Here is a 21,411-nt window from a genome sequence, read left to right on the forward strand (position 1 = left end):
GCGGTGGGCGCGGGTCAGGCGGCCGTTCCTCGGTAGAGGCCTCTGCGTTCGGCCGACCTGATGGCCCGGTGGTCTCTGTCGACGTCCTTGCGGCTGTCGGCGGCCAGGACCAGCTCGCCCGGGGAGCTGGCCCTGTCCACGGTGCGTCGCACCCTGGCGCCGGGGCGCAAGGCGCCCACGGCCTGCCGGACGGTGGGGAGCGTCGTGACCGTACGCAGCAACTCCTCGTCGAGCGCTCCGTCCTGCGGAGCGATCAGGGACACGCGTGCGACGTGCGGCCGGGGCGAGGGACGTGTCGCAGCCTGGGGGCACTCGGGAAGCACGGCCTGTACCGCGTCCTGTACGAGGTTGCTCCCGGTCAGCTCGCGCAGGACGCGGTCGGCGGCGTCCATCGGCGGCCCGGACTCGGCGCGCACCAGGACCGGACCTTGTCCGTGCACGACCACGAGTCGGCTGCGGAGTGCGCCCGTGGTCACCCCGAGGATGTCAAGGACCCGCTGCATGTAGAGGGTCAGGACGCGGGGCGCGTGACCGCGCGGGTCGACCAGATCCGACCGGTCGTGCAGTCCGGAGGGGGCCCGGGTCTCGGCCCAGACGCGGGTGACGCGGTGCTGAACCGCGCCGAAGGGTCCGCTTCCGGTGACGGTGTCGAGGTGGTAAACGGCACCGGACAGATGCTCCTGGAGGACCAAGTGCGGGTCGAGGCCGTGCTGATGGGCGGTCCGGCGCATCGCACGCCAGGCCACGGCGAGGTCGTAGCCCGACCGGCACCGCCGGACGGGAGCCTCGAGGGCCGTATCGGCGGCGGCGACGACGTACTCCGGCAGGTCGTAGAAGGCGGCCCAGTCGAGCGCGGTGGCCAGGCTCGCCGTGCGGATGCCGCGCGGGACCGCCACGCCGGCGGCCGCCAGTGTCTCGGCCTGGAGCCCGATGTCGTGGCGCAGCGGTGAGCTGGAGGGGTCGTTGCCCGTGCTCCGCAGCCGCTCGGCCAGTTGGTCGGCGAGGTCGATCCCCAGTGCGCTCCCTGCGACCACCGCGCCCACCTGGTGGGGAGCCAGTAACTTGACGGTCTCGCGCAGGGATCCGGTGTGCACGATCCGGCGGCGGTACTCCCCGCTGACGGTGGAGCCCGCGAGCTCCGGCGGGAGCGTCTCGGGGGCCAGTTCGACCGCCACGCAGGGCCAGCCGCGCGCGGTGAACTCTCCGGCGTACGCGCCGTCATCGCCGTAGGGAGCCACGACCACCGCCACGCGGTCCGGGTGCGATGCGGTCTCAAGGGCAGCGGGCGCGACTGGCTGGAGGGCCATGACGGATGTGCTCCTCAAGGATTGACGATCAGCACCTCTGCGGTGCTCGGCGGGGCCCTGTGGGGTGCGGGCGGCCGCGGAGGCACGGGGTGAACCGAAGCACCCCCGGGTGCGGATGGTCTACCGAGCCTGGGGACACGTAGATCTTTGTGCATGGCCCGACGGCCTGTCAACAATTGGGGCACTCAGGGGGCGGTCGCCTACTCGTCCCGTGATTCCGGCGTCGCCCGTCGCGCACGCTCCTGGAGCGCGAGGGTGTCGAGGGCGGGGAGGATGTCACGCAGCACGTCGACCTCACCGGTACTGCGCAGGGCGAGACTGTCGGCCCCGAGTCGCTTGAGGGCCACCTTCGTTGCCAGCTTCGGCAGATCCTCGTTGACCATGCGCTTCAGGTGCTCGACCAGCGCCTCGCCCTCACTGCGGAAGCAGAACCCGAGAGGAGCGTGGAAGAAGTTCTCCAGGGTGCCGACCATGTCGTGCCGCGGCTTGCGCTCGCCGTTGAAGATGTTCCAGACCGTCTGTCGCGTGATGCCGGTCCTGGCGGCGATGTCGGCGTCCTTGTACGGCTTCTGGGTCGCCGGGTTGAGTCGCGTGGCCCTGAGGAAGCTCAACCGCGGCAGAAGCAGGGCCAGGCGGAAGCCTTCCCGCTCCTTGACCTCCGCCGGCTCCTCCTCCGTGAGAGGCGCCCCGTCCAGCAGTGCCTGGGCGCGCTCGGCGGCGATCCCCGTCATGTAGGAGACGTGCTCGGGAGGCAGCAGATTCCCCCGCGCCTTCCCCAACCGGCCCGCGTAGGCGTCGACATCGACCAGGAAGCGGTCGATGGCGAATCGGAGGAGGTACTCCCGGGGCGCCTCTTCCTGCTGGGCGTCCGGGTGGGTACCGGCCAGCAGGCGGTCGATGTCGCCGCCTCTGGGGTCGGCGTCTGCGTTCACCTGTAGGTCTCCAAAGGCCACGGGACACGATGGGCTGTTGTGAGGATAGCCACTGACGAGCCGCCCTCCTCTGTGTGCTTCCCCGATCGTTGACACCCCGTCGCGAGGTGCTGGAAGATCACAGACCAGATCAGGGCCGCAGCCCGGCAGTTCGCGCCAGCCGTACGCTGCGAAGTTCCCCGATTATTGACAACGAAATCGGTGTCATGACTTCATATCCTGATTTTCCCGCTGGTGCCAGCACTCTCTTACCTACCGCCGGCTGCCCGCTGGTCATCGGCTTCGGGGAGACGAAGCGGGTGATGCGCGAGGGGGTGCTCTACAGCCGGAGCCCCCGGCACTGGCAGCGGATCTTCGGGTTCTCGGAGCAGGCGGCGCTGCAACTGGTGACGGCCCTGCCCGCCCTTCTCGACGGCGGGGACAAGGCGCTGGAGGCCAACCAGCAGATCATGAACGTCATCGAGGAGAGCGACGCCCGGAGCGCGGAGGAGATCGTCCGCAGCAATGAAGAGATCCCCGAACAGGCGTGGCTCACCCTGGCCTCAGCCATGGGCGCCATGGGCAACTGGATCTCGAACGGCCTTGAGCGGCAGGTCAACAGCGCCAAGATGCGCAACGACGTGAACCACGGCCTCGCCGACATCGAGGGCGCCATGCGGGCCACGCTGTGGGAGCAGCCTCCGCTGCAGCGCGTCATCGGCCGCTGGGCGACGCGGGACACCCGCCTGGGCGAGCAGGACATCGCGGCGGGCGACCTGCTCGTGCTCGACCTGGCCGCCGTCAATCAGGACCCGTGCATGGGGTCGGACGCCGAACGTGCCGCGATGGCCGCCCACAGCGAGGCCAACCTGCGGTACGGCGCGGGGGAACACGAGTGTCCGTTCCCCGACCTGGCGGAGGCGATCACGGTGACGGCGATCGACTGCCTGCTGCAGCGGCTGCCCGACGTCCGCCTCGCCGACGGCGCGTCCCTGACATGGCGCCCGTCCGTCATCGTGCGCGCCCTGGAGGCCCTGCCCGTCCGATTCGCCCCGACCGCCCGCTCGGTCCCAGCCTCGGAGGTTCCCTCTCGTGTCTGATCTGACGCCACCTCAAGTGACCTTGCTCGACCCGCGCGACCTCGTCGTGGCCGAGGGTCGCGGCCTCAGGGACCAGGGCCCCGTGGTGCGGGTCCGGCTCACCGGTGACGTGGAGGTGTGGGCCACCGGGGACCACGCCACGGCGCGCGAGGTCCTCACCCACCCGGACTTCCGCAAGAACCCGGCGCATTGGCAGGCGTACACCGACGGCGAGGTGCCGGACAGCTGGCCCCTGCTGGAGCTGATCACGCTCTCCGGCATGCTGAACGCGGACGGCGACGACCACACCCGGCTGCGCAAGCTGGTGGGCAAGGCCTTCACACCGCCCCGGATCGAGGCGCTGCGGCCGCGCGTCGAGGAGATCGTCGGGGGCCTGATCGACGACCTGGCGGCCGTGGCCGGCCCGGTCGACCTGCGGGAGGCCTTCGCTCTCCCGCTGCCCATGGCCATCATCTGCAGCCTGTTCGGGCTCGACCTGGACAAGAGCGAGCAGCTGGCCGACAACTTCGCGGCGCTGCACGACGAGAGCCGCGCCGATGAGGCACCGGCAGGCAAGGCCGGACTCGTCTCCGTGATCGGCGAGCTGATCGCGGAGAAGACCGCAGCGCCCGGCGACGATCTGACGTCGGCGCTGATCTCCGCCCACGCCGACGGACAAGGCAGCCTCAGCCAGAAGGAGTTGACGGAGACGCTGCTCCTGTTCCTCTTCGCGGGGCACGAGACCACCGCCAACCTCATCGGAAACGCCGTGCTCAACATGGTCGGCCATCCCGAACAGCTCGCCCTGGCACGCGAGTCGGAGTCCTGGCCGGCGGTCGTGGACGAGACGCTGCGCCGCGACAGCCCGGTCCGCACGGTGATGTTCTACTACGCCGCCAAGGACGTGACCCTCTCGGGCACCCGGATCAAGGCGGGTGAGGCCGTGGTCATCCATGTGGCGGCCACCGGGCGCGATCCCCGGCAATTCGGCCCGACAGCCGAGGAGTTCGATGTCCTCCGACAGGCCGCCGCCTCCCACCTCGGGTTCTCCCACGGCATCCACTACTGCATCGGGGCTCCGCTGGCGAAGATGATGGGCACGGCCGCTCTTCGGGCCCTGCACGGCCGGTTCGACGTAGAACTCGTCGGCGAGCCGGTGCCGGTGGCCTCGTACTCGTCCAACGCGGCCCGAGCGCTGCCGGCCTTGCTGAGGGACCGAGCCCCGGCCGGGACGAGGTGACAAAGGTGGGCTGATAGTGTCCCGGCGCAGGCCATCGGACACAGCCTGTCACGAACGGGGAGTGTGAACGCCGGGAGGGCTGACCCCATGCATTCCATCGGCACCCCCGAGCCCGAGCACCGCACCGGTCCCGGCCGCCTGATCCCCGGACGGGTCTCGACGGCCCTGCGCAAACGCCGCGCCTGGAGCATGGAAGAACGTCGCGCCGCCCGCCTCATCTACAAGGAACTCCAGCTGGCGCCCGACGCCGGTCTGATGGACCTGGTCGAGGCCGTCGGGAAGAAGCGGGGCCGCCCCATCGAGATCGTCCAGCGCTCCCTGAGCCCGCAGGCGACGGGCATGTGCCTGCCGGGGAAGGACGGGGACCGCATCGTCATCACCACCAACACCAGCCCGCATCACCAGCGTTTCATCCTGGGCCACGAACTCTTCCACCTCCTGGAGGGCGAGGAGGACGACTGCGTCAGCGGGCACCACTTCCAGGGCTCCGTTGCCCTGGAGAGCGAACTGTCCACGCTGCCACCAGGGTTGGTGGACGAAGTGCTGAGCGGTCCCGTCTTCTTCCGTACGACGTTCGAGCGCAGGGCGGAGTGGCGCGCGGAGGCGTTCGGGACGGTCGCCGCGCTTCAGCTGACCGGGAAGAAGGGCGCGGGGTCGCTCACTTCCGCCTTCGCCAACCGGCGGTTCCACTGATGTGGCACCTGATCCTCACCACGGTCAACCTCGCGATCGCCGCCTTCGCCCTCGTCCTGGGGTGCGCCAAGGCCCACGCGGCTCGGGGCAATCCTGACCTCACCCTCAAGCTGACGGCCTCGGTCCTGATCCACTGCGGCGTGATCTTCCTGCTCTGCACGCCCGCCGTCTACCGGGCGGTGGGAGCGGCCGCGGGCTCCGCCAACCTTCCGGCGCTCGTCGTCAACTCGGCCACCCTGCTGTGCCTCGGCCACGCCCACCTGATGACGCAGCTCTGGCACCCGGCACGCAAAGAGCCGACCGCCCTGCGACGCACGGCCGCGATCTGGGCACCGGTGTACGGCACGGCGGTCATCCTGATGGCGGTCCTCTACGTCTGGGCCGATGTGCAGGGCCCCGCCCGCCCTCTCCGCTACTCCGCGGCCTACGCCGACGTCTGGCAGGTCGTCGCCTTCCAGGTCGTCTACTCGGCCGGCATCGTCGCCACCGCGTTGGTCACCATGCAGCAGTGCCGTGGAGTCGTCATGCCGGGGCGCCCGGACCTCGACCTGGCACTGAAGAAGAGCCTCAAGGCGTTCGCGGCCGCCGTCGCCCTGGACATCGTCAACATCGCCCTGACCCTCACCGCGGTGATCTCGGCCGCCGCCACGGGCACGCACCGTCTCGACTTCCTTGCCGAGGCGGCGTGGCTCGCCACCATCGCCAGCGGCGTGGCCGCCAGTTTCGCGCTGGCCCGGCTGGTGTTCAGCTCCCGGCGTGCGGAGCGCCGCGACTGCCGGACGATGGAACAGCTGTGGAAGGTGGCGACACGGCTCGGCGAGGACGACGGACAGCTCGTCCTCGCCCCGCAGCCACTGTTCTGGTGGCGGAACTGGCGGGTGGAACTGCTCCGCAGGCTCGCCGAGATCCGCGAGGGCGAGCGCGTCCTGAGCCCGTGGTGGAGCGGGGCACCGGCCCAGGCCGTGGCCGGTCTCGCGGACCAGGAGTCCGACCTGCCCCGCGACTTCGACCTCGTCGCGGCGCAGGCCGCCGCCGTCGTGCTGCACGCGGCCCACGCGCGTGGGCAGGGCCGCCCGCCGCTGCCGGACGACACGCGCCTGAAGGCCATGCCCGGCGGCAGGGTTCCCGAGGAAGAGGAGCGGGCGCACCTCGTCCTGGTGGCACGGCACCTGAATCTCCCGCTGGTCTTCGAAGCCGTCACTCGCTCCAGCCGCTGAAGGCGTCGTCAGGCCCCCTGCGGTGCCGCGAGGAGGTCGCGGACCTCTTCCGCGGTGGTCTCCTGGAGCTCGTCCGCCACGAGCACCCAGCGCGTGATGCCGACCGACTCCAGGAACGTCAGGTCGTGGCTGGCGATCAGGAGCGCTCCCTCGTACGACTCGAGCGCGCCGGTCAGTTGGCGCACGCTGGCCAGGTCGAGGTTGTTGGTCGGCTCGTCCAGCATCAGGAGCTGAGGTGCCGGGGCGGCGAGCATCATCGCCGCGAGCGCGGCACGGAAGCGCTCGCCGCCGGACAGAGTGCCCGCCGGCTGTTCGGCGCGCGCGCCCTTGAACAGGAAGCGCGCGAGCTGGGAGCGGATGTGGTTGTCGGTGAGCCCGGGAGACAGCCGTGAGACGTTCGCCGCGACGCTCAGATCGTCGTCGAGGACGTCCAGGCGCTGCGGCAGGAACCGCACCGGCACAAGCGTCCTGACCTCGCCGGACAGCGGGGCAAGATCCCCGGTGAGGGTGCGCAGGAGCGTCGTCTTGCCCGCGCCGTTGCGCCCGACGAGGGCGATCCTCTCGGGCCCCCGCACCTCCAGGCTGCCTTCCCGCAACATGCCGTACCGGGGCCGCAGTTCGCGCAGGGTGAGGACCGTGCGGCCCGCGGGCACCGCGGTGTGCGGCAGGCTGACGCGGATCTCGGCGTCGTTGCGGATCGCGTCCGCGGCCTCCTCGCGCCGCTCGCGCGCCTCGTTGAGCCGCTCCTCGTGCAAGCCCCGGAGCTTGTCCCCCGACTCCTGCGCGGAGCGCTTCTTCTCGCCCGCGACGATGCGCGGGGCGCGCCGCTGGGCGTCCATCTTCTTGCTGTGCCGCTGGCGGCGGGCCACCTTGACCTGGGTCTCCTCCAGTTCGCGCTTCTGGCGTCGTACGTCGGCCTCGGCTGCCCGCAGCATCCGTCCGGCCGCCTCCTGCTCGGTGGCAAGGGCCTCCTCGTAGGCGGACCAGCCGCCGCCGTACCAGCTCACGGATCCGGCGCGCAGTTCGGCGATGCGGTCCACGCGCTCGAGCAGGTCGAGGTCGTGGCTGACGACGACCAGGACACCGGTGCGCCAGGAGTCGACGGCCTCGTAGAGCCGGCGCCGCGCGAACAGGTCGAGGTTGTTGGTCGGCTCGTCGAGGAGCAGCACGTCCGGACGTTCCAGGAGCAGTGCGGCCAGGCGCAGCAGAACGGTCTCTCCGCCGGACAACTGGCCCACGGTGCGGTCGAGTTCGACGTCGCCGAGCCCGAGCGAGCCCAGCGTGGCCAGGGCTCGCTCCTCGACGTCCCAGTCGTCGCCGATCGTCTCGAAGTGCTGCTCGCGCACGTCTCCGGACTCGATGGCGCGCAGCGCGTCACGCCGCTCGGCGATGCCGAGGGCCTGGTCGACGCGGAGGGTCGTGTCGAGGGTGATGTTCTGCGGCAGGTAGGCGAGGCTGCCGCCGACGGTCACCGAGCCCTGGGACGGGCGCAGTTGACCGGCGAGCAGGCGCAGCAGGGTGGACTTGCCCGCGCCGTTGGTGCCGACGAGTCCGGTGCGGCCGCGTCCGATGCTGACGGACAGCCCGTCGAAGACGCTCGTGCCGTCCGGCCACTGGAACGACAGGGCGGAACAGGTGAGGGAGGCGCTGGGCGTGGTGGGTACAGACATGGTGACTCTCGCAGTCGCGGGCGCGGTGGGCAGGGGGCGTCGTATGCGAGCACCACGCGGCGACCGACCGAGAGGGAGACAGGTGCGGCGGTCCGGAAGATCGAGGGACGGCTCATGCACCGAGGTCGCATCCACGCGGGGTCACGGGCGGCACGGCAAGGCCGGCTGCGGCGTGACGGGCGTACGGCGAGGGCCGTACGGCGCGATGATCGCGAACCTCAGATGCGCAACGTCCACCTCTATCGGAGACAACAGGACCGTTTGAAACGATAACGACCGCGGGAGCGAATGGCAAAGCCTTAAGTCACCTCCTGAGGCTCCTGAAAGCCCCTGAAGGCCCTGAGGTCACCGCCGCGCCTGGATCAGGGCGTGGGTGCCGCTGGTGCGCCACCCCTGGCCGTGCTCGGCGACGAGGGCCGCCTCGGTCCGCTCGTCGAGTCCGACGATCACGTCGGACTTCAGCGTGCGCAGGGCGGCCACCGGGCCGGGGAAGTACGCGGTGCGCTCCTCGAACGGCGTGGTGGCGGGCCACAGTTGATCGCCGACAAGGCGCCGGTAGTTCAGGTCGCCCTTCATGACGGTCACGTCGGCCTCTGCGAACTCCTGGCGCAGGTCGTCGGGCATGTCGGCGTACGGCAGCGGGGCGCAGGAGAAGGTGTGGCCACGGACGGTGAGCTGCCCGGTACCCATGGCCGACCACAGGCGCTCACCCACCTCGGCCGCGGCGCCCCGCGCGCCAGTCAGGCGGCGCAGGCAGTCGATCACGTCGGCGGTCATGGCGTCCGAGACGTAGTACGGGTAGGGCTTGACGTGCAGCACGACCCGCTCGGCGCGCCGGTGCCGCAGGAGGTGGTCGACGAGGATGAGGTCGGGCAGGAGCTCTCGCCCTGCGTTGTCCGCGACCAGGCACAGCGTGGCCGCGCCACCCTCGGGCAGCAGGGACCACAGCAGCGCGGAGTCGTCGGCGACGAGGCGCGAGTCGGCGGCCCCGGCCGCGCCGCCGCCCACGGCGAAACCCAGGTCCGCGCGGTTGCCCCACAGCGAACCGAGGAGCAGCGCCTGACGCTGCTCGCCGAGGGGGCGCAGGGTCAGCCCATCGAGGGCGGCCAGCTCCTCGTCGGCCTCTTCGGTGTGCAGCTCCGCCTGCTTGAACGGGCGGAACGGATCGATGCCCTGCCAGGGCCCTGCCTCGAAGTACCCGACAGCCGTGAGGAGTTGGCGGTAGAAGTAGCTCTCGGCCCACAGGAAGGGCGCGTCGAACCAGGACAGACCGACGTACTCACTCCCCCAGGCCTCCCACAGCTGACGGTCGTGCGCGTCGGGGCCCAGCGGTTCGATCACTCCCTGAGTGGCCTGTGTCAGCAGGGCGTCGAGGGCGCGGTGCTGGCGCGGGCCGTAGGGGAAGGCGTCGCGCACCTTCTTGATGAGCGCGGGATGCCGCTCGGCGAGCACGCTCCGGGGGAAGGAACCGGGCGCGTTGCTCAGGATGACGGGCGCTTCGACTGCTTCTGGCATGGCGTGCAGATCCTTCGGTCCGGTGCTCATTCGGTACTCAACCGCTGTCGCGAAGAGCCAGCCAAAGGGTCTCACCCGCCGGGCAGTGTCGACCGGCCGACGTCCCGGAGGCCCGCCCCGTTGCCTCCGAAGATGAAATGTCCCCGCTCCTTCACTTTTTCTTCTCACCATTTGACGTCTCAAGGGCGGGCCTGACTACGGTGACCGGCCCTCTATCCCCCACGTTTCAGAGGTACAGCTACATGCCCGCATTCAACCGCCGACGCTTCCTCCAGGCCGCGGGTGGCACCGCAGGCGTCGCGGCTCTGTCCGCCAGCATCATGCGCGCCGCCGATATCCCGGCCGCCGCCCGGTCGGGGTCGATCGACGACGTCGAGCACATCGTGGTGCTCATGCAGGAGAACCGCTCCTTCGACCACTATTTCGGCACGCTGGGCGGCGTACGGGGATTCGGCGACCCCCGCCCGTTCATGCTGGAGAGCGGCAAATCCGTATGGCACCAGTCCGGTGGCGGCGAGGAAGTCCTGCCCTACCACCCGGACGCCGACGATCTGGGAATGCAGTTCATCGCCGGGCTGAGCCACGACTGGGAAACCGGTCACCAGGCCTGGAACAAGGGCAAGTACGACGACTGGATCGCGGCCAAGACCTCCGGGACCATGGCCCATCTGACCAGGGAAGACATACCGTTCCACTACGCGCTGGCGGACGCCTTCACGGTCTGCGACTCGTACCACTCGTCCTTCATGGGCGCGACCGACCCCAACCGCTATTACCTCTACTCCGGGCACGCCGGCAATGACGGCAAGGGCGGCGGACCGGTCCTCGGAAACGAAGAGGCCGGTTACGACTGGACCACCTATCCCGAGCGCCTGGAGAAGGCCGGGGTGTCGTGGAAGATCTATCAGGACACCGGCGACGGACTCACCGAGGACGGGCTGTGGGGCTGCCTGGAGGACGCCTACCGCGGCAACTACGCCGACAACTCCCTGATGTTCTTCAACAAGTTCCGCAACGCCCGTCCCGGCGACGCCCTGTACGAGAAGGCGTGCAAGGGGACGAACGTCAAGGAGAGCGGCCATCTTCTCGATGACCTCCGTGCGGACGTCAAGGCGGGCAAACTCCCGAAGATCTCCTGGATCGCCGCTCCGGAAGCGTTCTGCGAGCATCCCAACTGGCCCGCGAATTACGGCGCCTGGTACATCTCACAGGTCCTGGACGCACTGACGTCCAACCCCGAGGTGTGGAGCAAGACAGCCCTTTTCATCACCTACGACGAGAACGACGGCTACTTCGACCACGTCCCGCCGCCCTACCCGCCTGCCGACTCCTCGTGGGGCGCGTCCACCGTCGACACCGGGCTCGACTTCTTCCCGGGCGACAGCGATTACAGCGCGGGCCCTTACGGGCTCGGCATGCGGGTCCCCACCCTCGTCGTCTCGCCGTGGTCGACCGGCGGCTACGTCTGCTCCGAGGTCTTCGACCACACCTCCGTCATCCAGTTCATGGAGCGCCGTTTCGGCGTCCACGAACCGCACATCTCCCCCTGGCGCCGCGCCATCTGCGGCGACCTCACGTCGGCCTTCGACTTCGGCCTCAAACACACCAAGCCCGCGCCCCTGCCGAGCACCGACGCCTATGAGCCGCCGGACAACGAACGGCACGACAGCTACACCCCTTCGCCGCCGGCCGCACCGGCCCTGCCCAAGCAGGAGAAGGGCGCGCGGCCCACCCGGCCCCTCCCCTACGCGCCCCTCGTCACCGCTGCCGTCAAACCCTCCGACGCGAGCATCAAGCTCACTTTCACCCCCGGTGACGAAACCGGGGCCTGCTTCCTGGTCACCTCCGGCAACCGCGACGACGGGCCCTGGACCTACACCGCCGCGGCCGGCAAGAAGATCTCCGACACCTGGAGCACCGGCCCCTCCGAAGGGGCGTACGAGCTGAGCGTGCACGGCCCAGGCGGCTACTTGCGGACCTACGAGGGCACGGCCGCGACCGCGAGCCCGGAAGTCACCGGCCACCACGACAAGTGCACCGGCCGCCGCAAGCTCACCTTCACCAACCCCGCCAGGACCGCCTGCCACCTCACCGTCACCAACGCGTACGGCGGCAAGAGCACCGAGCTCACCGTCGCCGCGGGCGGCCGGCAGACCCGCTGGGTCGACCTCGGCCACAGCAAGCGCTGGTACGACCTGCGCGTACGGTCCGACAGCGACAGCGCCTACCTGCGCAGGTTCGCCGGACACGTGGAGACGGGCGAGGCAGGCACCAGCGACCCGGCGCTGCGCACCGCCTGACCGCTCACTCCCCGTCGCCCTCGCTTTCGCCCTCGCTTCGGCCTTCGCCGGCCGGCCTGACCCGTACGTGCATGCGCTCGCCCTGTGCCCCGTACAGGGCGAGGAATTCCACGGGGATGTCACCGGCATTGGCGAAGCCGTGGGGTGTGCGGGTGTCGAACTCGGCGGCCTCGCCCGCCGTGAGGACGAGGTCGTGTTCGCCGAGGGCGAGCAGCAGGCGGCCGGAGAGGACGTAGAGCCACTCGTAGCCCTCGTGCATGCCCTGCTCGGGGCGTGCGGTCTTGCCGCCGCTCCTCTTGGCGACCGGCATGACCTGCTTGTAGGCGTGCATGCCGCCGAGGTGGCGCGTCAGGGGGACCCAGGTGTTTCCGTGGCGCATGAACGGCCTCGGGTGGATGCGCGGGTCGCCGGTCTGGGGCGCGCCGACCAGCTCGTCGAGCGGGACGCCGTACGCCTTGGCAAGGGGCAGCAGGAGCTTCAGGGTCGGCTCGCGCTGCCCCGCCTCAAGGCGCGAGAGCGTGCTCAGGGAGATGCCCGTCTCCTCGCTCAGCCGGGCCAGTGTGGCGCCCCGCGCCTTCCGCAGTGCCCGCAGCCGCGGTCCGACGGCGGTCAGCACATCCGTGAGTTCGGCCTCGTCGCTCATCCCTCCATTTGCCGATGCGGCAAATATCTTTGTCAAGCCGCGGCGGCCGCGCGCAGGGTTGCCAGAGAGCAGAAGGAGCCCACATGAGCGACCAGCACACCCACGCCCACACCGCCCCCACCGGCCCCACCGGCCCGACCTCCTCGGCCGCCGCCGACACGGCCGAAGCGTTCTGGGACGAGCGCTACAACCAGAGCGGCCGTCTGTGGAGCGGCGAACCCAATGCCGCACTCGTCCGCGAGACCGAAGGTCTGACGCCGGGCAGCGCCCTGGACCTGGGCTGCGGAGAGGGGGGCGACGCGATCTGGCTCGCGCGGCAGGGCTGGCGCGTCACCGCGACCGACATCTCCCGCGTAGCCCTGGGCCGCGCGGCCGAGCACGCGGCCCAGGCGCAGGTCGCCGACCGGGTCGACTGGCAGCGCCACGACCTCGGCACGTCCTTCCCCGCCGGGAGCTACGACCTGGCCTGTGCCCAGTTCCTGCACTCCCTGCACGAGATGCCGCGCGAGCAGATCCTGCGGGGCGCCGCCGCGGCCGTCGCGCCGGGCGGCACCCTCCTGATCGTCGGCCACATGGGCTTCCCGGCCTGGGAGACCGAGCCGCACCCCGGCGTGGACTTCCCCACCCCCCAGAAGGTCCTGGCCTCTCTCGACCTGGCGGCCGACCAGTGGGACGTCCTCGTCTGCGACACCCATGAGCACCCCCTGACGGACCCCGACGGGCAGCCCTCCACGCGCACCAACTACACCGTCAAGGCACGGCGCCGCACCCCGAAGGACTGACCGCCCGACAACACGATCGGCCCGTGGTCCAATCGCTGCGGCCATCGTGAGGGAGGCGGATCATGTCCACGCGTGACGCGTCCGACGGCGCGGCATCGGATGCCGGTGGAGACGGTGGAGACCGGTCCGATCCGCCTCCCGGCTTATGGACCAACCCCAACTACCGCATTTTCCTGGGCATCCAGACCCTGTCCGCCCTGGGCCACTCCTTCTCGTACGTCGCGATCCCGCTCCTCGTCCTGCACAGCACGGGCTCGATCGTGCAGATGGGCCTGGTCACGGGGCTAACCGGCGCCGCCTCGATCGCCACCGGCCTCTTCCCTGCCAGATCACCGGCCGCCCGACGGCGACCCGCACCAGGGCCGACGGGCAGGCGTGCGCGGGGAGTTCCTGGCCGGGGCCCGCTTCCTGTGGGCACATCCGGTGCTGCGCCCCCTGACGGTGCTGCTGTCGCTCCTGACGTTCCTCACATACGGACTGACCGACGTCATCATCTTCCGGGTCAAGGAGGACCTCGGCCACGCGGACAGCACGGTCGGCTACGTCCTGACGGCCGGGACCGTCGGCTCCTGCCTGGCGGCCTTCGCGGTGGACCGGGTGCGCAGACGCCTGGGGTTCGGGGTCAGCTGGATCGGAGGGTTCGCCCTGGCCGGCGTCGCCCTCGCGTGCCTGGGCCTGTCGGAGAGTGTGCCGACGCTCGGCGCGCTCGCGGCCGTCATCCTGTTCTGCACCGCGTTCACGGGGATCTGCTCGATGTCCTTGCGCCAGGAGGTGACGCCGGGCCACCTCCTCGGGCGGGTCACCGCGTCCTTCTGGACCATCCACTCCGCACTGGGGCCGCTCGGCGCCGCCGCCGTCACAGCCGCGGTCGCCGGATTCGGCGTGGCCTCGGTCAGCCTGGTCATCGGGGTGAGTGTCGTGTGCATCGCCCTCAGCGGGGCGCAACAGGGATCGGCGGAGCCACCGGCCGGGACCGGCACGTCGCCCGTTCAGCCCGTGACGATGCCGGCGACGAGGTTGATCGTCGTGGCCAGGATGCTCGCGCCGAAGACGTAGGAAAGCAGGCAATGCCGTAGGACCACCGCGCGGATCGTGGAGCTGGAGACGTCCGTGTCGGAGACCTGGTAGGTCATGCCGAGGTTGAAGCTGAAGTAGAGGAAGTCGCTGTACGCGGGCGGGTCTTCGGAGTTGAAGTCGATGCCGCCCCTGGGGGCCAGGTAGAAGAGGTACGCGTAGCGGGTGGCGTACATCAGGTGGAGCGCCGCCCAGGCCATGAAGACGCCACCGAGTGCCGTCGCGGCCGCGGCGTGGCCCATGCCCGAGTCGCCGAGCAGGAGCAGCACCACGATGCCGATCAGGCCGCACAGGGCGGCCCCGACGACGACGAGTTCCTCGGTGACCGGCCGGAACTCCTCGCGCCGCACGTTGCGGTGGGTAGTGGCGGCGTCCATGGGCCACAGCACGATCCAGCCCGCCACGACGAAGAGCGTCTGCGCCGCGGCGATCCCGGCGAGTACGCCGAGCGGCGCCCTGGTCAGTACGCCGACGACCGCGCCGATCGCCGCCCCGATGACCACCGCTCCGGCCAGTCGGGGCACCGCGGAGAGCGGCAGCAGGTGCTTCACGCGCTCAGTGCTTCAGGACGACGACTGCCTCGTCCGTGTAGGCCAGGAAGGTGAGCGTCTCCTGCAGGTAAAGCTCGATGCCGCTCGTGTCGTGCGCCGTGTAGCCGATCGCCAGATCGTGCCCCAGGAGCAGTTCGAAGTCGCCACCGCGGGTGGACAGGACGAACGCGCCGCTCAGCGCGGGCGCCCAGATCGGATCGCTGCCCATGATCCGGCCCAGGTGCGCCGCGATCGGGTAGCCGTGGTCGGAGGTCTCGCTGACCTCTCGGTACTCCTCGGCGCCGAGCAGCAGTGCGTAGGGGCCCTCGACTCCGGCCAGCCTCAGCGCCGTAAGGGCCCGGCTGATCGCGTCGGGGTAGTCGAGCGGTTCGCCGGGCAGGGTGAGCACCGGGTTGGACGTCCGCTCGCGCAGCCCTTCGACGCCCGCCGCCGCGTATCCGTCGAAGATCGTGCGGTCCTCCGCGAAGGCGATGGCGCGCGCCGCGTCCTTCACGGGCTGCCAGTCGGAGTCGCTCGAACCGCGCTCGACGTCGTCCACGGCGGCCCGGCTGACGGTGAACGGCACTCGCAGTTCGACCAGCGGCTTCGCCTCGCGCAGCCGCGCCGTCACGCCGGGGGCGGGCGAGGTGATGTCGGCGAGGTGTCCGGTGCCTGCGGCGGCGAGCTTGGGCCCGGCCGGGTCGGGGACGTCGACGACCCGGCGGCCCGCGACGAGGCGGCGGAAGGTGCGGCGGGCCTCCTCCTCGATCTCGGCCCAGGCCTCGGGAGTGATCGGGGCGAGCTCGCGGTGCAGGTTGTTCGGGACGGCGGGGGTCGTCATGGCGCTCAGGCTCCTTTCAGACTGCCGATGCCCAGGGAGGCGCCGGAGGCGGCGTCGGCCACAAAGGCGGTGTCTGCATCGGCTTCCGCACCGGCGGGCGCGAAGTCGGGGAGGTCGCCGAGCAGGTCGGCGTCGGGCACGAAGAACAGGCCGCCGGTCACGGCCGTGGAGAAGTCGAGAATGCGGTCCGTCCGGCCCGGAGGGTCACCGAGGAACATGTTGCGCAGCATCTGCTCCGTCACCGCGGCCGTGCGCGCGTAGCCGATGAAGTACGTGCCGAACTCGCCGCGGCCGATCCGCCCGAACGGCATGTTCTCGCGCACGATCTTCTGCTCGACCCCGTCGTCGTCGACGATCGTGTTGAGCGTGACGTGCGAGTCGTCCGGCTTGATGTCGTCCGGCAGCTCCACGTTCTCCTGCTTGGTGCGTCCGATGACGTGTTCCTGCTCCTCGACAGTGAGCGCCTGCCAGGCCGCCATGTCGTGCACGTACTTCTGCACGATCACGTAGCTGCCGCCCCGGAACCGCGGATCCTCGTCGCCGACGAACACGGCGTCGGCCGCCGCTCCTCCCCCGGGGTTCTCGCTGCCGTCGACGAACCCGAGCAGGTCGCGCTCGTCGAAGTACTTGAAGCCGTGCACCTCGTCGACGACGGTCACGGCGGGGCCCAGCCGCTCCACGATGAGCCGGGCCAGCTCGAAGCAGAGGTCCATGCGTCTGGCGCGCAGGTGGAACAGGAGGTCGCCCGGGGTGGCCGGTGCCTGGTGGCGGGGGCCTCGCAGCGGCTCGAAGGGGTGCAGTTCGCGGGGCCGCGGCCCGGCCACGAGCAGGTCCCACCCCCGGGAGCCGATGCCCGCGACGCAGGTCAGGCCCTCGTCGGGGTGGCGGAACGCCACCGATCGGGTCAGCCCCGCCAGATCGGCGAGGGCCTCGCGTACGGCGGCCTCGCCGCCGGGGGCCACGGTGGCCACCAGGAACACGGCGGCCCTGGCAGGCGGTGTGACCACGGGCTGCGGGGTGACCATGAAACTCCAAAGGGACCAAAGGGCCAAAACGGACAGGGTCAGCGTATGTGCGCCCGCCTGGACGCGCAGTTCACCGGACGGCGGTGATGGTGACCTTGACGTGTTTCATGATCGGCTGGTCGCTCTGGGTGCTGTAGTCGCCGAGCGCGCACAGCACGTTCATCTCGGGCATGTAGCCGGCCGCGCAGCCCCGGGGGATGTCGTACGGGATGGCGAGGTAGCCGTTGAGGTGGCGCCTGCTGCCGTCCTTGGCGGTACTGGTGATGTCGACGGGGGCCGATGCGGTGATGCCGCGCTCGCGCATGTCGTCCCGGTTCATGAAGACGAGCGTGCGCAGGTTCTTGATGCCTCGGTAGCGGTCGTTGTCGGAGTAGATGGTGGTGTTCCACTGGTCGTGCGACCGCATGGTGCCCAGGGCCAGCGTGCCGGGGGCGGGCACGACGTCGGGCAGGGCGGCGACGGAGAACTCGGCTCGCCCGGACGGCGTACGGAAGACCAGCTCACGGGCGGGCTGCTTGATGCGGAAGCCGAGGGGAAGGCGCACACGGCGGTTGAAGTCCTCGAAGCCGTCGAGCGCCTGGGCCATGGTGTCGCGGATGCGGTCGTAGTCCTCGATGTACCACTCCCAGGGGGTGGCGCTGTCGGGCAGGGCCGCTCGGGCCATGCCCGCGACGATCGCCGGCTCGGAGAGCAGGTGCGGTGAGGCGGGGCGCTTCATGCCGACGGACAGGTGCACCATGCTCATCGAGTCCTCGACGGATGTGCTCTGCACGCCCTTGCGCTGATGGTCCTTCTCGGTGCGGCCCAGGCACGGCAGGATGAGGGCCTCGCGGCCGTGGACGAGATGGCTGCGGTTCAGCTTGGTGCTGACCTGGACGGTGAGGTCGCAGGTGCGCAGCGCCTCGTAGGTGTACGGGGTGTCGGGCGCCGCCAGGGCGAAGTTGCCGCCCATGCCGACGAACACCTTCACCTCGCCCCGGTGCATCGCCTTGATGGTGGCGACGGTGTCCAGGCCGTGCTCGCGGGGCGGCTCGATGTCGCAGACCTCGGCGAGGCGGCTCAGGAACTCTTCACCGGGGCGGTGGTCGATGCCGCAGGTGCGGTTTCCCTGGACGTTGCTGTGCCCGCGCACCGGGGAGGGGCCCGCCCCTTCCCTTCCCAGGTTTCCGCGCAGGAGCAGGAGGTTGACGATCTCCCGGGCCGTGTCGACGCCGTGCTCGTGCTGGGTGACGCCAAGACACCAGCTGACGATGCTGCGGTCGGCGTCGCGGTACACACGGGCCGCCTTGAGGACGTCTGCGCGACTGACCCCGGACTGGTTCTCGATCTCCTCCCAGGGCGTGGCCTCGCACAGGGCGCGGTACTCGTCGAAGCCGGTGGTGTGCCGGTCGATGAACTCGCGGTCGAGCGCCTTAGGGTCGGTCGGTGACTGTTCCAGGACCGCCTTCGCCATGCCGCGCAGGAGGGCCATGTCGCCGCCGATGCGCGGCTGCAGATTCAGGGTGCTGGTCCGTGTCGCCTTGTTGAGCGCCATGTCCGTGAAGTCGTGCGGGACGATGGTGCGGGTGGCGGCGGCCTCGACCAGCGGGTTGATGTGCACGATCTGCGCGCCGCGGTCGTACGCGTCGGCGAGGGCCGTGAGCATCCGGGGTGCGTTGGAGGCCGCGTTGACGCCCAGGATGAACAGCGCGTCGGTGGCTTCCCAGTCCTTGAGGTCGACGGTCCCCTTGCCGGTACCCAGCGACGCCGTGAGCGCCCGGCCGCTGGCCTCGTGGCACATGTTCGAGCAGTCGGGCAGGTTGTTCGTGCCCAGTTCACGGGCCATCAGCTGGTAGAGGAAGGTGGCCTCGTTGCCGAGGCGGCCCGAGGTGTAGAACGCGGCCTGGTCGGGGTCGTCGAGGCCGCGCAGCGCACGGCCGACGACGTCGAACGCGTCCTTCCAGCTGATCGGTACGTAGTGGTCCGTCTCTGGGTCGTAGACCATCGGTTCCGTCAACCGGCCCTGGTTCTCCAGGTCGTAATCGCTCCAGCCCCGCAGCTCGGTCACCGCGTGGGCGGCGAAGAACTCACGGCCGACCCGCTTGCGGGTCATCTCCCAGGTGACGTGCTTGATGCCGTTCTCGCAGATGTCGAGGTGCAGCCCTTTGGTGTCGTCCGGCCAGGCGCAGCCCGGGCAGTCGAAACCGCCGTCCTCGTGGTTCATCCGTTTGATCGCCCGCGGCCCGTCTACCAACGCGCCCTCGCGCACGAGGAATTGGGTGACGCTCTTGGCGGCGCCCCAGCCGGCGGCCGGATGGTGGTAGGGACGAAACTCCGGATCGCCGGTGGGGACGGGGCCCACCCTGGGCTCCAGCCGCTCCTGCTCCTCGTCGGACGCGCTCAAGACTGCCAACCTTCCGCCCTGCGGACATGCGCCCATAACGGCACTTTCCGCCCAGGCTAGGCCTGCCGGGCCGTCCTCGCCACAGCTGGCGACCTCCGGACCGAACAGGTACCCGCCTGATGACCGCGGTCAGCCGTGGGCCTTGGGCAGTTCCACCGTCAGGGTCACCATGCTCCCGCCGGGGCCCGCGGAAATGGTCAGCTCGTCGGTGAGCAGGCCGGCGAGCCACAGTCCCCGCCCGCCCACCTGGCCGTCGAGTCCAGGAGCCAGCTCAGGAATGACGTCGGCGCTGAAGCCGGGGCCCATGTCGTGGATGTGGCAGGCAAGATGGCCGTTGCTGCGCTGGAGGACCAGCGTGCCGCCACCGCCCGCGTGCTCGACCGCGTTGACCGCCACGGCGTCCAGAGCCACGATGAAGTCGCTGCGCCGCGGCTCGGTCAGGCCTTGGTGGTCTGCGTACTGTTCGACGAGCATCCGCAGCCGGGGCAGGTCATCCTGGGTGAAGCGCGATTCCAGCAGGGTGACGGGCGGGACCTCGCGAGGACCTGGCGTGGTCGTCATCAGCGGTCCACCTCACTGATCACCATGTTCGGCACCTGGTCGGCGCCTGCTCGGCGCAGTATGCGGGCCGCTGGCGGCGGACATTGGACCCGGACCGGTCCGTGCGGGTGATCCAGGATGAGCCGCAGCAGGTCCACCGCACAGGCGACGCCGAGGAAGACGAGGCCGGACAGGTCCACGGTCAGCGGCCCGGAGTTCTCGCTGCGCCTGAGCCCTTCGCGTACGGCGCCGATGAACTCCTCCCGGGTGGCGATGTCCGCCTCACCGACCAACTGCACCAACGCCTCCGCCTGTTCCACGTGCAGGGCACCCAGGCGGGGAAGCAGCCGGCAGGGGTGTGCCTCGTGCATGGCCTCCAGGACACCGGGGTTGAACCAGCGGCTGTCGTAGGCGCAGATCTCGGTGTAGGGGCGGTCGGTGAACAGATGCTGGGCGTGGGACTCACGGTGCATCATGACCTCGACGTCGGCGCCGAGATCCCCCACCCAGTGCATGTCGATGTAGGTGCGCAGCCCGCTGTAGCCCTCGGCCAGGGCCCGGTCGGTCTCCTCCGTGATGCGCTCCCACTGCCGGTGGGGGGTGAACGCGTCCTGGGGGTGGATGAGGGCGCGCATGCTGCTGAGCACCAGCTGCCCCTGTTCGCGAGCGGCTCCCAGCAGGGCCCCCGGCGCATCGAGCCGGTCCCACACCTGTTCCTCGTACAGGTGCGGAGCGGCGAAGACCATCACCTTCTCGCGCTTCACCAGCCCGGACCAGGCGAAAGCGGACACTACGTCGCGGCCCGCATCGTCGTCGGCGTAACTGACGAAAGCATGGTCGCCCGCCCGCAGGTGCTGGACCGGGATCGTACCGACCGACGCCGAGCCGGCATCCGCCATCTCTCACCTCCGGGACCCACAGGGCCCGACGGGAACAAGTGCGGGCCACACGTTAGCGGTCCGTACCGCACGGCCGCGCATCCCCGCAGAAAGCGACAGGCAGCTGACGCTGCGGCCACTCATGGCGATCGGGAGTGCGCGAAGTTGATCCGTTCCGGGCTGGTTCTGTTCGCCGGATTCAGGACTTCGAGAGCGTGCGCTCCACGAGTGCGCGCGCGTAGGCGGCGTCCAGCTGGCTGGGGCGGAAGAGGATGCGGTACATCATCGGCGCCACGATCTGGTCGATGACCTGCTCGATGTCCGGGACGGCCTCGCCCCGGTCCGACGCACGGGACAGGACGATGTCGATCTGGTCCGCGGCGAAGGCGGAGCACAGGCCCGCATTGCTCCCGTCCGGGTCGCCGAGGAGCGCGTCCCTGATGTACGCGCGCCCCGGCGGGGATGCCATCTCGTCGAGGAACTGCTCCGCCCAGGCGCCGAGGTCCGCACGCAGGGTGCCGAGGTCGGCCGGCGGCCCTTCAGGGCGCAGGTGTTCCACTGCCACGTCGGACAAGAGCTCCTGCAAGTCACCCCACCGGCGGTAGATGGTCGACGGCGTCACCCCCGCGCGGGCGGCGACGAGAGGAACGGTCAGCGCCTCGCGCCCCACCTCGGCCTGCAGCCCACGGACCGCCGCGTGGACCGACTCCTGGACACGGGCGCTGCGCCCTCCGGGCCTGACCATGGGCTTCGGACTCATGGCTCCACTTTATCCCTAATGCA

The 21,411-nt window shown here is 70.3% G+C and carries 19 protein-coding genes; 7 read left to right on the plus strand and 12 right to left on the minus strand.

Translation table 11 applies throughout. The features are described 5' to 3' along the window. Positions 1 to 14: 14 nt before the first annotated feature. A complete protein-coding gene (locus tag M4V62_RS02940) occupies positions 15 to 1,307 on the minus strand; it encodes a hypothetical protein (RefSeq protein WP_249585617.1) in 1,293 nt (430 codons plus the stop codon). A 200-nt stretch (positions 1,308 to 1,507) separates the two neighbouring features. Then, positions 1,508 to 2,239: a helix-turn-helix domain-containing protein gene (locus M4V62_RS02945; protein ID WP_249585618.1), complete on the minus strand. Its 732-nt coding sequence runs from the start codon at positions 2,237 to 2,239 to the stop codon at positions 1,508 to 1,510. Positions 2,240 to 2,541: 302 nt separating this feature from the next. On the opposite strand from M4V62_RS02945, the gene M4V62_RS02950 reads away from it, so the two are divergent. The 4 genes from M4V62_RS02950 to M4V62_RS02965 all read left to right on the plus strand — a co-directional run bounded on the left by M4V62_RS02950 (position 2,542) and on the right by M4V62_RS02965 (position 6,447). Then, complete coding sequence (locus M4V62_RS02950) at positions 2,542 to 3,318, plus strand: cytochrome P450 family protein (protein WP_249585619.1); 777 nt, start codon at positions 2,542 to 2,544, stop codon at positions 3,316 to 3,318. Beyond that, positions 3,311 to 4,537 carry a cytochrome P450 family protein gene (locus M4V62_RS02955; RefSeq protein ID WP_249585620.1) on the plus strand — a complete coding sequence of 409 codons (1,227 nt, stop codon included), beginning with the start codon at positions 3,311 to 3,313 and terminating at the stop codon, positions 4,535 to 4,537. Before M4V62_RS02950 ends, M4V62_RS02955 begins: the two co-directional genes overlap by 8 nt. 87 nt (positions 4,538 to 4,624) lie before the next feature. After that, positions 4,625 to 5,230 carry an ImmA/IrrE family metallo-endopeptidase gene (locus M4V62_RS02960; protein ID WP_249585621.1) on the plus strand — a complete coding sequence of 202 codons (606 nt, stop codon included), beginning with the start codon at positions 4,625 to 4,627 and terminating at the stop codon, positions 5,228 to 5,230. After that, positions 5,230 to 6,447, plus strand: a complete 1,218-nt coding sequence (locus M4V62_RS02965) for a DUF6545 domain-containing protein (protein ID WP_249585622.1) — start codon at positions 5,230 to 5,232, stop codon at positions 6,445 to 6,447. Before M4V62_RS02960 ends, M4V62_RS02965 begins: the two co-directional genes overlap by 1 nt. Positions 6,448 to 6,455: 8 nt before the next feature. Here the strand turns inward: M4V62_RS02965 and M4V62_RS02970 are convergent, their stop codons facing one another. Further along, positions 6,456 to 8,117, minus strand: coding sequence for an ABC-F family ATP-binding cassette domain-containing protein (locus tag M4V62_RS02970; protein ID WP_249585623.1), 1,662 nt, complete (start codon positions 8,115 to 8,117; stop codon positions 6,456 to 6,458). 345 nt (positions 8,118 to 8,462) lie between these two features. Next, entirely contained in the window at positions 8,463 to 9,632 is a 1,170-nt protein-coding gene (locus tag M4V62_RS02975) for a damage-control phosphatase ARMT1 family protein (RefSeq protein WP_249585624.1), read from the minus strand. 242 nt (positions 9,633 to 9,874) lie between these two features. On the opposite strand from M4V62_RS02975, the gene M4V62_RS02980 reads away from it, so the two are divergent. Further along, entirely contained in the window at positions 9,875 to 11,932 is a 2,058-nt protein-coding gene (locus M4V62_RS02980; RefSeq protein ID WP_249585625.1) for a phosphocholine-specific phospholipase C, read from the plus strand. Between the two features lie 4 nt (positions 11,933 to 11,936). On the opposite strand, the gene M4V62_RS02985 is transcribed toward M4V62_RS02980, so the two are convergent. Further along, positions 11,937 to 12,575, minus strand: coding sequence for a helix-turn-helix domain-containing protein (locus M4V62_RS02985; protein WP_249585626.1), 639 nt, complete (start codon positions 12,573 to 12,575; stop codon positions 11,937 to 11,939). A gap of 83 nt (positions 12,576 to 12,658) precedes the next feature. Here M4V62_RS02985 and M4V62_RS02990 point away from each other — a divergent pair, with 83 nt between their 5' ends. After that, positions 12,659 to 13,357, plus strand: coding sequence for a class I SAM-dependent methyltransferase (locus M4V62_RS02990; RefSeq protein WP_249585627.1), 699 nt, complete (start codon positions 12,659 to 12,661; stop codon positions 13,355 to 13,357). 375 nt (positions 13,358 to 13,732) lie between these two features. Continuing rightward, positions 13,733 to 14,413 (plus strand): MFS transporter, encoded by a 681-nt coding sequence (locus M4V62_RS02995; protein ID WP_249585628.1) that lies wholly within the window; start codon positions 13,733 to 13,735, stop codon positions 14,411 to 14,413. Here the strand turns inward: M4V62_RS02995 and M4V62_RS03000 are convergent. The 7 genes from M4V62_RS03000 to M4V62_RS03030 form a co-directional block, all read right to left on the minus strand. Continuing rightward, positions 14,347 to 14,982, minus strand: a complete 636-nt coding sequence (locus M4V62_RS03000) for a DUF1345 domain-containing protein (RefSeq protein WP_249585629.1) — start codon at positions 14,980 to 14,982, stop codon at positions 14,347 to 14,349. The two genes, M4V62_RS02995 and M4V62_RS03000, sit on opposite strands and share 67 nt — an antisense overlap. A 4-nt stretch (positions 14,983 to 14,986) precedes the next feature. Further along, positions 14,987 to 15,802: a family 1 encapsulin nanocompartment shell protein gene (locus M4V62_RS03005; protein WP_249585630.1), complete on the minus strand. Its 816-nt coding sequence runs from the start codon at positions 15,800 to 15,802 to the stop codon at positions 14,987 to 14,989. Between the two features lie 5 nt (positions 15,803 to 15,807). Continuing rightward, positions 15,808 to 16,827, minus strand: a complete 1,020-nt coding sequence (locus M4V62_RS03010) for a Dyp-type peroxidase (protein ID WP_249585631.1) — start codon at positions 16,825 to 16,827, stop codon at positions 15,808 to 15,810. Positions 16,828 to 16,897: 70 nt separating this feature from the next. After that, positions 16,898 to 19,210 (minus strand): FdhF/YdeP family oxidoreductase, encoded by a 2,313-nt coding sequence (locus M4V62_RS03015; protein ID WP_249585632.1) that lies wholly within the window; start codon positions 19,208 to 19,210, stop codon positions 16,898 to 16,900. A gap of 129 nt (positions 19,211 to 19,339) precedes the next feature. Further along, positions 19,340 to 19,771: an ATP-binding protein gene (locus M4V62_RS03020; protein ID WP_249585633.1), complete on the minus strand. Its 432-nt coding sequence runs from the start codon at positions 19,769 to 19,771 to the stop codon at positions 19,340 to 19,342. Further along, positions 19,771 to 20,649, minus strand: a complete 879-nt coding sequence (locus tag M4V62_RS03025) for an MEDS domain-containing protein (protein WP_249585634.1) — start codon at positions 20,647 to 20,649, stop codon at positions 19,771 to 19,773. Before M4V62_RS03025 ends, M4V62_RS03020 begins: the two co-directional genes overlap by 1 nt. 178 nt (positions 20,650 to 20,827) lie before the next feature. Then, positions 20,828 to 21,388, minus strand: coding sequence for a TetR/AcrR family transcriptional regulator (locus M4V62_RS03030; protein ID WP_249585635.1), 561 nt, complete (start codon positions 21,386 to 21,388; stop codon positions 20,828 to 20,830). Positions 21,389 to 21,411 lie beyond the last annotated feature (23 nt).

The organism is Streptomyces durmitorensis (genome assembly GCF_023498005.1).
In the GTDB taxonomy this organism is placed as follows: domain Bacteria; phylum Actinomycetota; class Actinomycetes; order Streptomycetales; family Streptomycetaceae; genus Streptomyces; species Streptomyces durmitorensis.

What these genes read in the sequence shown, in the direction of transcription:
- M4V62_RS02940 (WP_249585617.1), bottom strand. Translation starts at nt 1,307, where the DNA reads ATGGCCCTCCAGCCAGTCGCGCCCGCTGCCCTTGAGACCGCATCGCAC.
- M4V62_RS02950 (WP_249585619.1), top strand. Translation starts at nt 2,542, where the DNA reads ATGCGCGAGGGGGTGCTCTACAGCCGGAGCCCCCGGCACTGGCAGCGG.
- M4V62_RS02960 (WP_249585621.1), top strand. Translation starts at nt 4,625, where the DNA reads ATGCATTCCATCGGCACCCCCGAGCCCGAGCACCGCACCGGTCCCGGC.
- M4V62_RS02965 (WP_249585622.1), top strand. Translation starts at nt 5,230, where the DNA reads ATGTGGCACCTGATCCTCACCACGGTCAACCTCGCGATCGCCGCCTTC.
- M4V62_RS02970 (WP_249585623.1), bottom strand. Translation starts at nt 8,117, where the DNA reads ATGTCTGTACCCACCACGCCCAGCGCCTCCCTCACCTGTTCCGCCCTG.
- M4V62_RS02975 (WP_249585624.1), bottom strand. Translation starts at nt 9,632, where the DNA reads ATGCCAGAAGCAGTCGAAGCGCCCGTCATCCTGAGCAACGCGCCCGGT.
- M4V62_RS02980 (WP_249585625.1), top strand. Translation starts at nt 9,875, where the DNA reads ATGCCCGCATTCAACCGCCGACGCTTCCTCCAGGCCGCGGGTGGCACC.
- M4V62_RS02985 (WP_249585626.1), bottom strand. Translation starts at nt 12,575, where the DNA reads ATGAGCGACGAGGCCGAACTCACGGATGTGCTGACCGCCGTCGGACCG.
- M4V62_RS02990 (WP_249585627.1), top strand. Translation starts at nt 12,659, where the DNA reads ATGAGCGACCAGCACACCCACGCCCACACCGCCCCCACCGGCCCCACC.
- M4V62_RS03005 (WP_249585630.1), bottom strand. Translation starts at nt 15,802, where the DNA reads ATGACGACCCCCGCCGTCCCGAACAACCTGCACCGCGAGCTCGCCCCG.
- M4V62_RS03010 (WP_249585631.1), bottom strand. Translation starts at nt 16,827, where the DNA reads ATGGTCACCCCGCAGCCCGTGGTCACACCGCCTGCCAGGGCCGCCGTG.
- M4V62_RS03020 (WP_249585633.1), bottom strand. Translation starts at nt 19,771, where the DNA reads ATGACGACCACGCCAGGTCCTCGCGAGGTCCCGCCCGTCACCCTGCTG.
- M4V62_RS03025 (WP_249585634.1), bottom strand. Translation starts at nt 20,649, where the DNA reads ATGGCGGATGCCGGCTCGGCGTCGGTCGGTACGATCCCGGTCCAGCAC.
- M4V62_RS03030 (WP_249585635.1), bottom strand. Translation starts at nt 21,388, where the DNA reads ATGAGTCCGAAGCCCATGGTCAGGCCCGGAGGGCGCAGCGCCCGTGTC.